Origin of the sequence: Kitasatospora aureofaciens (assembly GCF_019192735.1) — a bacterium.
GTDB classification, from domain to species: domain Bacteria; phylum Actinomycetota; class Actinomycetes; order Streptomycetales; family Streptomycetaceae; genus Kitasatospora; species Kitasatospora aureofaciens_A.
This window is the reverse complement of sequence record NZ_JAHTKP010000105.1, coordinates 1-14,479: the sequence shown is the minus strand read 5'-3', so window position 1 is coordinate 14,479 and position 14,479 is coordinate 1. Positions and strand designations below refer to the sequence as shown.

Below are 14,479 nucleotides of genomic sequence, written 5' to 3'. Positions count from 1 at the left end.
GCACCAAGACAGCCGTCGCCTCAGGAATTTCGACGCCACCGATAGGACGTAACACCCAACCCCCACATCCAAGATGACTGGACGTCATCTTCCCACGGGGCGGGGCACTGACTTTGCCAGCAGAGTCCCTCGACTCAATGAATCATCCAGTATGCCTGACTTGTCTCACTTTGCCAGAGAGGGCGAGCAGTAACCTTCCTCTGACTTGACAACGCCTTCGGTGCCGTCAGTGATGGGGAGCACCTGAGCCAGGATCGATGCGGTGCACTCCACACAGGCGGGTTTCTGGCCGTTCATGACCTACTGGAGAGCCGTTCGCGAGGTCTGTCTGAGGGGCTCTGAACACTGCGGGCACCGGCGACTGGCAACTATCGCCCCCCACTCCGGCCGCGCGCTTCTGAGTAGTCCCAGCCGTCCGCGAAGTCGGCCAAGGAGCAGCAGCGCTCGCCGATCGCTACGAGTTCCGGATCGGCGCCGTCGACCGGGGGCGATGGCCGGAAACGAAAGCAGTGAATCCATTGGCGCTGTGAACTCTGTCAATGATGATTCCAGCGTATAATTGTCGGGAGACGGCTCAGGCGGCACGCCAGCCACAAGCGACCATGCGATCTACCTTGCCCCTACATAGCTGTTCGGAGAACCCGATGCCTGAGCCCGCTGACGTGTCCGTCACCCTTGCGGAGATCGCGCGTCTCGCGGGTGTCGGCCGGGCGGCGGTGAGTAACTGGCGTCGGCGGCACGACAATTTTCCAACGCCGGTTGGTGGGACGGACACGAGCCCGCAGTTCTCACTGGCAGAAGTCGAGTGCTGGCTTCGGGAACAGGGGAAGCTTGAGCGGATTGGACAACGCGAACGGTTGTGGCCGCAGTTCGAAGCCCTGGGCGACCGTGCGGTGATGGGCATCGCGATCGCTCATGCGGGGGAGCGTGTCCTGGCTGAGTACTCCGGCGGAGCAGGGTCACCGAAGGCTGCGCCGTCAGGTCCGACATCCCGGCTCGTGGAGCAGACAGTTGAGACCGCTCGGCGAGAAGGAGGTCGTCAGACCTTTGACTTCCTCCTCGCGCGTTGGCTTGACGCTCATGTGCGTCAGATCAGTGCCACCCCTCCACTGTTGGCTCGGTTGATGGCTGACGTCGCCGCTGTGGTCGGAGGAGAGCACCTGGGGGCGACCACGATCCTGGATCCGGCTTGCGGCGCCGGCGGGCTACTCCTGGCCGCGAGTAGACGCTGGATGGTGACAAGTCCCAGCAGTGCTCCTCCGATCCTCCTGGGCGTCGAGCTCGATCCGACCCTCATGGCACTGGCAGCCGTGCGGTTGGGCTTCGCGGCAACGGAGCGAATCGGCTCGTCTATCGGTCACCACCGTCCGACCGTGGATGTCCGAGACGGAGACTCACTTCGGAGCGATCCGCATGGCGACGCCCAAGCCGACGTCGTCTTGTGTAATCCACCGTTCAACGAACGGGACTGGGGCCATGAGGAGCTTGCCACTGATCCGCGCTGGGTGTTCGGCTTGCCGCCGCGGACCGAGCCCGAACTGGCTTGGATCGAACATGCTCTTGCCCGGCTCAAGCCGGGGGGTGTTGCAGTCGTGCTCCTCCCCCCCGCTGTGGCGTCCCGCAAGGCGGGGCGGCGTATTCGAGGAGCACTCCTCCGCGCAGGTGCGCTTCGCGGCGTGATTGCCCTGCCAGCCGGTGCCGCGCAACCGCACAGTGTCTCCCTGCACCTGTGGATCCTGCGCGCTTCGGAGGTGGAGGGAGGCGTCGGCCCCAGGCAACGGTTGTTCATGCTGGATGCTGCCGCAGTCGCCGCGGGAGCCGCAAAAGGGGCGCAGGGGATTGATTGGGAGCGCTTGTCGAGCCAGGTCCTCGACGCCGTGCGTGCCTTCTCCTGGGAGGAAGAGAGTGACAGTGCAACAGGAGAGCTGCCGGCGGGCTGCCTAGCCTTGCCGGTGATGGACCTATTGGACGATCAAGTGGATCTCACCCCGGCCCGGTATGTTCCCGAGACGGCCGCTGGGGCCCAACTCAAGTTGCACGAGTCCTGGAGCCGGTTCGATGGCCTTCTGCACAACATCGGAGAGTACGCTCGTGCGCTCTCGCGTATCGATATGTCTGCCGATGGCGAATCGGTCACGACAGTCACCGTGGGAGATCTGGATCGTGCCCGTGCCCTGAGCTTGAGAACAGGGCAGGTGCCCTCAGGTGATCCACTGAAGGGGGACGTCACTCCCGAGGGTGCGGTGCCGGTCTTGACCGTCTCCGACCTGGTCTTGGACGGGTGTCCCGGAGGCTGGTTGAGCGCGGCAGACGTGCAGTCGGGGCTGCAGGCTGGCGTATTGACGATCGCTGAGCCCGGCGACGTGGTCGTGGTCGGCGTCGAGCGAGCCTTCCGAGTGTGGGTCCAGGTGGACGGTCCGTTGGTGCTGGGGTCGCAGTTGTACGCGTTGCGCGCGGATCCGGAGGTCGTCGACCCCTGGTTTCTCGCCGGGTGTCTACGCGCGCCAGCGAACGTGCGGCAGGCGAGTTCCCATACTTCCAGCTCGGCGCGCGTCGATGTCCGTAAGCTGCAGGTGCTTCAGCTACCCCTGGCAGAGCAGCGCCCGTACGGCACCGCCTTTCGCGAACTCTTGGCATTTGAGGACGCGTTGCTTGCCCTGGGATCTGTCGGCACGGATGTAATCCGAGGGCTCGGTGACGGGCTCGTGGCGGGTCGCCTCCACAGGGCGTCCTTCCCCGGCGCCGGGTGAAGGTCAGTCCGTGCTCAGATGAGGGAGCAGCTCGGCCACCTGTTCGTCGAAGCCGAGCTCTGTGAGTTCGAGGCCGACCTCGAGGCAGCGCTCGGCAAGGACGATGGCGCGTTCATGGGCGAGCCCGGGGAAGGCTGCCACCACTGTTGTCAGCGCCTGTAAGGCCGGGAGTAGCTCACCGAAGGGGATGCGGCACTCGGCTTCTCCGAGGGTGCCTTCCAGGAAGTCCGCCACGTCGCTTGGATCCAGGCTTCCTTGAGACTGTCGTACCAGCTCGTCGTAGAGCGAGAGCGCCTGTGTATATCGTCCTGCGATGCGCATGCCGTTCGCTGCCAGGCGGTAGGCCTCGCGGACGTGCAGGTCGGAGGGGCCCCAGTCGCGTCGCGCTGTCGCAAGAACGTCCGCCAGGCGTTCGACGGCGTCTCCTGGGTCGCCGGTGTCGATCTCGGTCCGGGCCTGGACGCAGAGGTCTTTGAACGAGCGTTTGCTGAGAAAGGCAACGTCTCGTCGCCTGCGGCGCACAGGGGTGGCTTGGGGAGCTGCCGTTGCGGTGGCTAGCTGATACGAGTCAGGCGTGCGCAGCAGGCCGGTGGGATCCGGCTCCAAGCGAGGGGAGGGTGCCGGATCGCCTGCCCGGGGCGCGTACGCGCGCAGAATCTCCTTGACTGCGTGAGCGTTCTCTGGGCGGTCGTCCGGTTCCTTCTCCAGCAGTTTCAGGGTGAGCGCTTCCAGCTCGGGCGGGATGTGCTCGACATGGTGGGTGGGCGGGACCGGCTTGTCATGCACGTGCTGGTCACGCAGTCGCTCTCCGGAGAACGGGGGTCTGCCTGTCAGCAGGCGGTAAAGGACGCAGCCGAGGGCGTAGAGATCGGTTTTCGGAGTGATCTGGCGCTCCAGGATCTGTTCTGGGGCTTCGTACCCTCTGCTGCCGACCGTGCTGCCATCGGGGGTGTAGTCGGTGACGCCCGGCCAGAGCGGTTTTGCGATGCCGAAGTCGATGAGGATGATGATGCCGTCCTCGTCGACGATCAGGTTGTAGGGCTTGAGGTCGCGGTGTACCACGGGTAGGTCATGAGCGCAGGCGAGGGCGTCGGCGATCTGGAAGCCGATGGCGGCCGCGACGGCGATGGTGGGTGTGTACTGGTCGAGAAAGCGGTGCAGGTCCTTGCCCTTGACCAGACGCATCACGATATAGGGCTCGGAGCGGTGGTTGCCCTGGTCGTAGAGCTCGGGGATGCCCTGGTGGTGCAGCTTCCCGAGGAGCGCACCCTCGCGTCGGAATCGGCCACGCATCCGCTCGAGCTCGGCCTGCCATTCAGTGTCGTCCAGGGAGTCCGAGGGCCCGCGGTCCGCGCGGAGGAATTTGACGGCCACCTGGCGCGGCTCGAGCAGATCCTCAGCTTCCCAAACGTCGGCCATGCCGCCCCGGCCCTTGACCTTCAGCAGTTTGTACCGGTTGCCCAGTACGTCTCCCGGCTCCATACCTGCCCTACCTCTGACGCGCGTGCCCACGGACCGTACCGGAATGACGCGTGTGTCTGGTTCCACCGAGTCAGAAAGCGACGACTGGCACTCCGTGAAAGAAACATACATCAGTCCGTCTATGGACTGAGTTCACAGCTATTCTGTGTCATGCTGGACTTGCCCGCTGGACGCCACCCGGGGTGTCCTGGCGTACTGCCTTGGGGGAGACCATGATCCGCTGGCCGGTGCCACCCGGCACCACCGGAGATATCAGCCTCATCCGTACTAACCTCCCTGCCTCGCGGCTCGATCCTCGCGATTGCCCCCTCAAGCGCAGCAGCGACGCACGTCCGATGCTGCGCGCAGACCCCGAAGCGGTCCAACGTGCGGAAGCATTACAGGACTTCACCCTCAAGGTCTTCATGGACGCAATGGACTTGATTGAACACGGCCGGATGGCGCCCGAGTGGGCGATTGAGCAACTTTGGCTCACCGAAGGCACCTTCGGTCTTAATGGGCGGCGTCGGGCGCATCCTGTGCTGCTGGCGTGGACTGTGGAGGCGGTCCAGAGCTACGTTGCAGCCCGGAAGGCAGATCAGCAGATGCGGCAGGCGGCTGGACTTCCGGCTACTCACCCCGTGCCCGACAAGTGGGTTGTGGGCCAGGATCCGGGCCAGATCGACTCTCGCGGAGCGGACACCTACGAGGCGACAGCCTGGGGACGGCGTTATGCGGCTCAAGACGGTTCAACTCGGGACCTGTGGCTGCTTTCCTTCGGAGCGACGAAGGAGGACCGCCCCGAGGCCGAGAAGGCGGCAGCGGCCTTCGTGGCTGCCCGGGGGATGCCTGCCAAGGGAGGGTGGAAGGCAAGGCACACGCCGGTGCCGGCCGGGGCACTACATCCTGGACGTACCACGGCGCCGGAGCGTGTAAGGGTCATCGAGTTCGGCTGCGGCGAGGGGACCAGTGCAGAGCTGCTCGACTGGGACCGGGCGAAGGTGCAGCAGCGATTCGCCTCGGACGCATGGCCGGCCCTGGCCCGGGCTGTTGACGACACGCGGGTTCTGCCAGGCTCCAGTTGCGTCGACTGCAAGGCACTGTCCGGGTGCGGAGAGCTGGTTCGCAGCCCGGGGTTGCTGCAAATGACGCCAGCTGGCCCCAAGCGGGCACGCCGCAGTGTCTCGGTCACTGACCTGCGCAGCTACCGAGACTGCCCCGCCAAGTACCACGCCACCAGGCAGCTCAAGCTGCGCACGGCACAGCCCGAAAGCCCGGAGATCCGCAGGGGTCGCGCAGTTGACAGCTGGTTGAACGAGCGCCACGGGACCCACCCGCACGGCGGCTGCCGGACGTTGCCTGGACCGGCGGACCCGTCCTCATGGATCTCGGCCGGCCTGCACCTCGTCGGCAAGGAGGCCGAGGACGGTGCATCCATGCTCGAACAGCATGCTCAGGTGTGCCCCCTGAACGGCCTCGCGCCCGGCGAACTAGTCCGCGTCCAGCACCAAGTCACCTGCTACGACCCGGAGCTGGATCTGGTGTTGATCGCCACGCCCGACCTGCTCTACACCCGCCGAGGCGGCTGGGTCTGGTGGGAGATGAAGACTGCCAACAGCCGCCTCTACGAAGGCGAACCGCTGATGGCCAGCTACCCGCAACTCGCCATGGGCGTACTGCTGCTGGCCGCCGGCGTACTCGGCGGTGACATCGCCCGTTCACGGGTCGAGTTCGAGCTGCTCCACTCCGATGACCTGACGTTCTTGGAGCTAGATCCCTCTCGTTCCCAGGTCGTGTCCGAAGCACGAGAAGTTATCGCCGCACTTGCCCGGCCCTGGGCCGACGACCAGCTCTACCCCGCCACGCCTGGCCGGCCCTGCGGCAGCTGCGAAGCTCGCAACTGGTGCCGACCCGGCAGCGACCACCTTGCCGCCACCGTCGCCACCGAGGAAGCCTGATGCTCACCACGCGTCCCGCCCAGCGCTCGGACTGGCTTGACTACCCGGACGTCCAGCTCGTGCACACCATCGCCGGAGCGGTCATTCAGCTTGCCGACCTCGGCAGTCTCGCCTCCTTTAAACTGCCCTACCCCGCCGAGGCGCAGCGAGCACTGGACCGGACGGTACTGGCCTGCCTGCTGCGCGGAGTCGAGGAAATTCCACGTAGTCTGTCGGACCTGCTCATCTGGTGCCACAGTCGCCCCTTGGAGGACTGGCCGCTGGACCTGCCCCCGGATGCGTTCGGAGCGGACGAGTACCTGGTGGATCCCGACGCGCTGGTGCCCACTCAGCTGTGCCACGAGTGGTGGATCAGGGCCAAGGACGCCGGGGCCGCGCAGTTCGACCGCGATGTCGTCTACACCGCGATGCGGCTGTGCCGTCAAGCGTCGTCGCCCGAGTCCTACACGGCCTTCCGACGCCTCCTGGTGGACCGCCCGGTGCTCACCACCGTCGAGAAGTTCGAGATCGACACAGACCTGTTCCTCGCCCCGGTCCTGGAGCTCGTAGGCCAGTGCTACGTTGCCGCACCCGTCAGCTACCAACACCAGGGCGTCTACATCACCTGCGGACGCTGCCTCACCCTGCTGACCCCGCTTGCGGACGGCGGCTGGTGGTGCGAGCGGGACCGGTGCCGTCGCCGGGGCACACCCCCGCACGGGCGGGTACTGACCGACGCGGACTCGGGAGGGCTACTCCAATTGCGGCGCCCGCTAAGGCAGTTCGTCACCGGCCCTGGCCGGGCCGAGGTCGAGCTCGAGGCACGCCTTAACAGGCTCGGGCTCGCAGTCGAGCTCTGGCCCGGCTTCGATGCCTACGATCTGCGCATCACCTTCCCCGACGGACATGTCTGGGCAGTCGACGTCAAGGACTGGAAGCACCCCGGGCTGCTCGGTCGCTCGGCGAAGCCCGTCCGTCCGGAGCCCCCCTACGACGAGTCGTGCTGGGTGGTGCCCCAGGAACAGGCCGACGCCCACCACGACTACCTGGGCACCTACCGGCGCAGCCGCCTCGCAGCTGCGGAAGGGCTACCTCTGCTTACCGACAACCGCCTCGTCGAACTCGCCGAAGCCCGCCTGAACGGCGCGACCGGCATCCGCCTCGACAGCGCCCTCTCCAGGAACGGAGCCCGCCGTGCGTAACAGTAGCGAGTGGTACCAGCCCTTGGCGAAGGACCTGGAACGGGTCTGGCCTGCGGAGCACGCCGACATCAAGCCCTCCCTGCTATGCCAGGTCGAGCTAGGGCTGCGGCTGCTGGAGGGATTGGACCCGACCCGTGACGCCGAGGGTGTCTACACCCTCCTAGGCGGGTATCCGTTTGCCACCGCCTCCGGCATCGCCACGACCCCGGCGCAGCAGGTGCAACTTGACGCCGCCCGGCACCTGCTATGGAAGCTGCGACGCCGCCGAATGTGGCTCCAGTGCCTGGACGCCTACCTGCAGTTGCCGCCACGGCTGTGCGGCTACCGCCTGCCGGAGAACGGTGGTGCCCCGGCACGTCGAGTGGAACCGACGGTCGCCGCCGACCGGTTCACCCGCTACGACCGGGCACTGTCCCAACTACCCGGCTTCGACAGACGCTTTCTGAACCTGGCCCCGGCGGGCCCCGCCCGCTTCACCGAGCGCCGCCGTCCGGCCGCGGTGACCATTCCCGAACAGCTCTGCCTACCGCCGGCTACTGGCCATGATCTGACCGAGGTACCGAGCACAGCAGGACGTCCACTGGACGTCCCCCTCACCGAGCTCGCCGAAACCGCGCGCTGGATGGACGCGACAGCGCTCGAGCTCGGCCTTCGACCCGGAGCCTGGACCAAGCGTCTCGCGGACTTGAGCCTTGACGTCCTTTCAGCCAACGGCCTCTGCTTTGAAGAGTCACAGGTCCTGCGCCTGGACCGGCTGCTGCACCTGGTCGGCATGGTCGGCGCCGGAAAGAGCACCCTGATGACGCTGATCGCCGCCTGGGGTGCCCGCAAGGGGCTTCGCACCACCCTGGTCGTCGGCGACGTCGCCGAACAGCTCACCCTCACCAGCCTGTTCCGGGATCTGGGCCTGAGCGCCGCCCCTGTGCTCGGCACCACCACCCGCGAGCAGCACGCGTCCCGCCTGCACCGCCGGCTTGCCGCCCGTGGACAGGATTCCCTGCTCAGCCATGACGACCCTGCCTTCGACGACCTCAGCACGGTATGCGCGCTGGACGCTCTGCGAGGGCTGGAGGCCGCCGAACCGCTGCGCTATGTCGACGCACCCTGCACCGAGCTGCGGCCCGTTAAGCAGCCCCGACGCACGGTCGTCGGCGACATCCCCCTACCCGAGTACCGGCACTTTTCGGCTCCGGAAGCGGATCCGGACCGGAAAGCTGCGGCGACGGGTCCCGGGGATGGTGACGAGCTGCGGAGCAACCGCGGCTGCCCGATGTGGAGCGTGTGCCCCCGGCACGCGACCGATCGCGCCATGGTGGACGCACTGATCTGGGTGGCCAACCCGGCCAGCCTGGTACAGAGCTCTGTACCGCATCACCTCAACGATGAACGGCTGCGCCGACTCGAACTCGCCTGCCTGCGCAGCGACATCATTATCGTCGATGAGGCCGACCGGGTGCAGATGCAACTCGACACCGCTTTCGCCCCCTCGGCGACCCTAATCGTGCGCGGCCCCGAGTCCTGGCTGGACCGACTCGGCATCCACAAGATCGACGAGCTGGCCAGGCAGGGCCGCCTCCCCCTGTCAGCACGCGACGTCGAGCGCTGGTCCGCGTCCCTGGACCTGGTCGGCATCGCAGCCAACCGCCTGTACCGGATGCTGATCACCGACGCGGACCTGCGCAGCTGGGCCGACATCGAGTACTTCAGCGCCTGGACACTCCAGGAAAAACTCGTCTCCGACTGGTACCCCCGGCCCCGCACCGACAACACCTCACCGGACGGGATCCGTTCCGACGCGGACGTCTACGACCTGGACGAGGAAGCGGACCCGGACGACCCGGCACCCTTGCCGTCCGGCCCCAACACCGAGGCATGGGCGCACCGCCGACGTGCGGTCACGGACACCCTTGATGCCTTCCGTGACGACCCACTCGGCGACCGTGGTCCGCACGGCGCGGACACCGACGCACTCGTCCGCACGGCCAACGATCTCCTGCACACCCTCGACGAGAAGGCCACCAGGGAACGCGTCCGTGTCACCCTGAACACCCTGCTCGACGGATCACCCCTACTCGACGGCTCCCTACGCCAGGACGACCCCCGCCCCGGGCAGCCCGACCGCGACCCCGTGGACACCTGGGGCAGCGAGCCATGGCTGGACCGCACCGCCGTGCGACTCGAGTTCACCCTGCTGCTGGCCGCACTGCACCAGCGTCTGGAACGCGTCACCTTTCTGTGGCCACAAGTCGAGGCCGCCCTGCACCTGGACACCGCCGACAACGAACTTTCGCGCCGCCCGCCCCTCGACTATGCGCCGTTCGTCCCCGAGGCGCCCATGGGCAACGTGCTCGGCTTCCAGTACCTGCCCGAGGACCCCGAGCGGGGACCCGACGGAGACGAACAGCGCACTGGCACCCTTCGCTTCTTCCGCTGCGCTGGGGTCGGCCGCGAACTCCTGCTCAATCTGCCGTCCTTGGGAGCGGACCCCACCGCCGGTCGCCCCGGCCCACACGTCCTGTTGATGTCCGGGACCAGTTGGGCCGGGACGTCCACCCGCGCCCACATCATGGTCCCGGTCCGAGCAGTCCTCAAGCCGGACCAGGAAGCGATCGAGTCCATCCGCCGCACTAGTTTCAGCACCCTGTTCCTCTACGACAACGAGGGATCCCCACTGACCCTTTCCGGGTCAAAACTCGACGCCCGCGCTCTGGTCCTGCGCCAGATGGTCACTCAACTGGGCAAGTCAAGCCCCGGCAACCCCTCCCTACTGGAACGGGAGTTGCGGCTTATCGAAGACGGAGAGCGCCACCGGGCGCTGCTCCTGGTCGGCAGCTACCGCGATGCGACCGCAGCCGCCGACCTGCTAGAGGCCATGCCCCGCTGGAGCGGAAAGGTCCGGGTCCTGGCCTCCGACAACGCCGAGCTCGACCACGCCGGTCCCGGTGATTCCGCTGCACGTGACGGTCTCGCCCACGCCACCGCCGTACGTCGCGGAGACCTTGCTGCATTCGCCGAGGACGAGGACGCCGAAGTGCTGGTCGCCCCCCTGATGGCCATCGAGCGCGGCCACAACATCCTGAACAGCAGCCGCAAGGCCGCCTTCGGGACGGTCCTGTTCCTCGCTCGCCCGCACCCCCGTCCCGACGACCTGTCCCTAGCTGTCTTCGCCGTCAACGACTGGGTCACCCGCTTCGTCCGCGATCAGCCTGGCCTGGAGGCCGGCACATTCAGCAAACTCGTTGCTGACGCCGGGAGCCTGGACGCAGCCGGACTCGCCTTCCGGCTCGAGGCCCGCAGAGAATGGCGCAGGCTGCTGTCGAGGCGCTACATCTACTCCCAGCTCAGCCCGGCCGAGAAGACCTCCTTCGCCTGGGACCAACTGGTCACCATGTGGCAGGTCATCGGCCGACTCGTCCGAGGCGGGGTACCCGCCCGGGTGGTTTTCGTAGACGCGGCCTTCGCCCCCGCCCTGGCCGAGGCGGGGGCTCCGGGCACTGCCTCCACCCGCGGCAGCGGCCGGCGCCGCCGTACCGATGACGGATTGCTCACCAAGCTACGCGAAGTCCTCGCACCCTACTTCGACCAGGGTGTCGCCCTGGAATCATTTCCCAGCCCCGCTGACCCCGCCCTGGTCCGCACGCTCTACCACCCCCTCTACGACGCCCTGTGCGGTCTCCGCACTGGCAGCTGAAGGAGAGTCAGAACACCATGGCCGCCAAATACCACGACATCAGCCGCGCCGCCTACCTCCTCGCACCCGACGCCGCCCCTTGGACCGCCGAATACCGTGCCCTCGCTTTTCCCGAGCAGTGGCACGAGAGCGTCCTGGCACTGTGCAACCACGGCCGCGATCCCGAAGTGGAACCCTTCCGCACCGCGCCCACGTTCCGCCTCGACGGCGTATTGCAGAGCCTCGCCCCCGATCTAGTCGTCCGCGGCCGCCCGCGCGACCGCAAGCAGCAGGCTGAGGACTTCTGGCTCTACGCCCCGACCGATGCCCCTCATCCCCTGCCCGGAGATACCCTGGACCGGCTCACCGGAGCCTGGTTGCACGACCTGCGTCCCAAGCCGGAACATCACGGCGATGTCCTGGCCACACTCGCCGCACTGCGCTCCACCCCGCCGCAGTGGCAGGACACCTCCGTCGACCTCCTCGGCTGCCCCACCAGCGACGGTGGCACCGCCGCCCCAAGGGACCGCCAGTACCAGCTAGCCACCGACGCCCTTGCCCGGCGCATCCTCGCACTCGGCCCCTACCAGCACAGCGCCGGCAGCCTGTACTTCCGCGCCGTTCCACGCGGACCCCGGCAGCAGGGCGCGGAACTGCTCTCACAGCCGATGGAACACCCGGTCAAGGGTCGCGACTGGTGGTTCTCCATCGTGATCAACATTTCCCTGCACACCGTACCCTTCGACCCCATGCCGCGCCTGCACCTCCACACTGGCGTCCGTCGCTGGGCGACCCGCCCGGACTCCAACTCCCAGCACCTGCGACTGCCGTACAGCCGTGACACCTCCGTCTACCTCCTTCCCGGCATCCCCTGGCTGCCCGGAGCACCAACGAGCGACCGCTACGCCGTGGCCCGGCTCACCCGCGACCGCGGGACGGGAACCTACGTCTGGAAGCACAACGGCCCAGCACAGATCCTCGGCCGACTGACTCTGAGCCGTCCCTTCCCGGACCCCGAAAGCCTGCTCACTGCACCGCAGCAGTGGATCGCCGACGGCCCTGGCACTCGCGCGGCCGTTGTCCACAGCACCCACATGGGCGCCCACGGCATCGGCACCGGGCTGATGTCTCACCAGCGCTCGCAGATCACTGAATGGGCTGAGCAGGCACTCCCCGACGGACTGCGCCGCGTACCCTCTCTCGTCCGGACCAGCGCCGGATCCAGTGCTCCCTCCAACGCCCGCCCCAAGCCGAAGGACACCGTCGCGAAGAAGACCGAGGAGGTCCGCGAGGCACTCGCCCGCAGGACCGCCCTCGCGGTGGCCGCCAGGATCAACGCAGGCCAAGACCCCGCCCTTGCGACCTACGCCACCGAACCCGCCGTGGTCGAGGCCCGACTGCTGTGGCAGACACCATCACTGCGCGACGCGGCGATCAGAGCACTCGCTCAGGTGCTGGGACTCGACGGCAATGGCGGGGTACCTGCGCCCGCCACCGCTGAGGAGACGTACGACCTGGCCAAGCCGGGCAGCCCCGTCGTCCTCGAGTGGCAGACCTCCGAACTCACTGTGCGGCTGCGCTGCCTGCGCACTACCGGCGGCATCGCCGACACTCTGGGCATCGACCCCAAGGCTCGCCCCAAGGGCAAGGCCTTGGAAAGTGGGATCCACCGCCGACGCAGGGCCGCCGCCGACTTCCTCGCCGCCGATGGAGCCGACCCGCAACACCCCGAGATTGCCCTCGTTGAGATCGACCGCCGCCAAGATTACGCCCACCGCCTGGACGACCCCAAGTACGCAATTCGTTTGGGCTGCGCGGACGCTGGCGTGCTCACCCAGTTTGCCTTGGTGCCAAAGAAAGCCAAGGGCTACAACTCCGAGAAGAACCTGTCCCACCGGGTCCATTCGGCCTGGCAGGACGCCCTGCGTCAGTACGGCGTCCGCGTGCTGCCCGAGCACACCCTCGGCGGCACGCTCCCTGAGGGCCTGCGCTACGTCGCGACCTACATGGTCAAGCGTCGCAAGGACGGCCCCACCCGAGTGCCCCGGCACACCCCCGTCGCCGTCATGGTTACCCCGATCGAGGCCGGCAGCGGCCTGGCGGCAGTCACGGGCTGGGATGAGAAGGCCGGACAGTGGATCCCCTACCCCAGGTTCCTGCTCGGCCTGGTCAAGACAGCTGAGATCCCGGAGGTGACCGAGGCGCTGGAGCCCACCCAGACCGAGGCAGCGCCCCCTGCCCCGGGTAACGTGCCCCGGCAGCGGTCCAGCTACAGCTACTGGCGGCAGAGCATGGACGAACAGCGGAAGGCGACCGGCCGCTACCTGCAGAAGATGATCCGCTCCCTGCGCGGACAGCCGACTGTCCTGCTGACCCACTCCCAGAACAGCCGAATGCACTGGCCCTGGCTCCAGGACGGCCGCACCGAACAGGACCTGATCCAGCCCGGCCACGCCCTCCCGTCCGGCCTAGATGCCGACCTCAGGCTGATCCGGGTGCGCGGTACCGCTGGCCGGGAGACCCCGCAGTGGTGGGGCAACGCCGATCCGGGAGGGATCAACGGACTACCCCAGGGCATGTGGGTCGAGGGCGAGGACGCTGGGCAGGCGTCAGGCCGGGTCTTTTACAGCACTACGCCCAAGGCCAGCACATTCCGCGACTCTGCAGTCGAAGCCGACAAGATCGCACCGCGTCCGCTGCGACAGGGCCCCCACAAGGGAGAACCCACGATCGACACCCACATCCCTGCTTGGAACCCCGGCCTCGTGGAGATCGCCGTCCTCGGATGCCACCCCGACGACGGCGACTCGCCAGAGGCCCTCGCCCTCGCGGTGCACCAGCTGCGCCAGGCCCCCGACTATCTGGACGCGTTGTCGTTGCCGCTGCCAATGCACCTGGCGAGTCTCGCCCAGCACTACGTGCTCCCCACCGTCGCCGAAAGCGAATCCGAATCGGAGGAGGAGATCCCGGACGTCCCCGATGCCGGCATTGCACTACCGAAGCCAAGAGAGGCAGCTCATGACAGGGCCCTGGTCGCGGCGCTGGGTGTAATTACCGCGACTGAGGAAACGGAATTGGAGGAAGGGGCCGAAACGGAGGGCGAGCTCGATCCGGAGCACTCGGAGGACCCTGGCCTCGCGCAGGCACCCCAGGATGAGCAGCTTATGCTTTTCTCGTGACCAACCGTCATGGCTAGTGCTCTGACTGTGAGGATGTAGGCGGCACCGCTCGGGAGTTTGACCCGTGCTCTGACTGACGCTTCGGCTGGCCTTCTGCGGAATCGTCGGCTTCTGTGCGGTGCCGTATGCGCGCGCCGGTCGGGCGCCCGTGACCTCAGTGGACGTTAAGTCCGTTTCTGGTAGCGGCCTCGTCCGGGTTGGGTGAGGAAGCCTTGGCGAGTGAGGCGTCCGAGGCGGCTGCGGGTGATGTTGACGGACGCCTCGTCGGTGGGCATGCCGA

The 14,479-nt window shown here is 67.3% G+C and carries 7 protein-coding genes; 5 read left to right on the top strand and 2 right to left on the bottom strand.

The window, feature by feature from the left end; genetic code table 11:
* Window positions 1–788 precede the first annotated feature (788 nt).
* Window positions 789–917 carry a hypothetical protein gene (locus KV557_RS44710; protein ID WP_308130303.1) on the bottom strand — a complete coding sequence of 43 codons (129 nt, stop codon included), beginning with the start codon at window positions 915–917 and terminating at the stop codon, window positions 789–791.
* On the opposite strand from KV557_RS44710, the gene KV557_RS40140 reads away from it, so the two are divergent.
* Window positions 897–2,750, top strand: coding sequence for an N-6 DNA methylase (locus KV557_RS40140; protein WP_308130302.1), 1,854 nt, complete (start codon window positions 897–899; stop codon window positions 2,748–2,750). The two genes, KV557_RS44710 and KV557_RS40140, sit on opposite strands and share 21 nt — an antisense overlap.
* Before the next feature lie 3 nt (window positions 2,751–2,753).
* On the opposite strand, the gene KV557_RS40135 is transcribed toward KV557_RS40140, so the two are convergent.
* Complete coding sequence (locus KV557_RS40135) at window positions 2,754–4,232, bottom strand: serine/threonine-protein kinase (protein ID WP_218206994.1); 1,479 nt, start codon at window positions 4,230–4,232, stop codon at window positions 2,754–2,756.
* Between the two features lie 212 nt (window positions 4,233–4,444).
* On the opposite strand from KV557_RS40135, the gene KV557_RS40130 reads away from it, so the two are divergent.
* From KV557_RS40130 to KV557_RS40115, 4 genes are read left to right on the top strand one after another with little or no spacing between them, the layout of a single operon-like run.
* Window positions 4,445–6,169, top strand: coding sequence for a PD-(D/E)XK nuclease family protein (locus KV557_RS40130; protein ID WP_218206992.1), 1,725 nt, complete (start codon window positions 4,445–4,447; stop codon window positions 6,167–6,169).
* Complete coding sequence (locus KV557_RS40125) at window positions 6,169–7,350, top strand: pPIWI_RE_Y domain-containing protein (protein WP_218206991.1); 1,182 nt, start codon at window positions 6,169–6,171, stop codon at window positions 7,348–7,350. The genes KV557_RS40130 and KV557_RS40125 overlap by 1 nt, the downstream gene beginning before the upstream one ends.
* Window positions 7,343–11,041, top strand: a complete 3,699-nt coding sequence (locus KV557_RS40120) for a pPIWI_RE_Z domain-containing protein (RefSeq protein ID WP_218206990.1) — start codon at window positions 7,343–7,345, stop codon at window positions 11,039–11,041. The genes KV557_RS40125 and KV557_RS40120 overlap by 8 nt, the downstream gene beginning before the upstream one ends.
* A gap of 17 nt (window positions 11,042–11,058) precedes the next feature.
* Entirely contained in the window at window positions 11,059–14,199 is a 3,141-nt protein-coding gene (locus KV557_RS40115) for a pPIWI_RE module domain-containing protein (RefSeq protein WP_218206989.1), read from the top strand.
* Window positions 14,200–14,479 lie beyond the last annotated feature (280 nt).

Bases quoted from the DNA above. Each gene is read 5' to 3' on its own strand.
- KV557_RS40135 (WP_218206994.1), bottom strand. From the start codon at position 4,232: ATGGAGCCGGGAGACGTACTGGGCAACCGGTACAAACTGCTGAAGGTC.
- KV557_RS40125 (WP_218206991.1), top strand. From the start codon at position 6,169: ATGCTCACCACGCGTCCCGCCCAGCGCTCGGACTGGCTTGACTACCCG.
- KV557_RS40130 (WP_218206992.1), top strand. From the start codon at position 4,445: ATGATCCGCTGGCCGGTGCCACCCGGCACCACCGGAGATATCAGCCTC.
- KV557_RS40115 (WP_218206989.1), top strand. From the start codon at position 11,059: ATGGCCGCCAAATACCACGACATCAGCCGCGCCGCCTACCTCCTCGCA.
- KV557_RS44710 (WP_308130303.1), bottom strand. From the start codon at position 917: ATGAGCGATCGCGATGCCCATCACCGCACGGTCGCCCAGGGCTTCGAA.
- KV557_RS40140 (WP_308130302.1), top strand. From the start codon at position 897: ATGGGCATCGCGATCGCTCATGCGGGGGAGCGTGTCCTGGCTGAGTAC.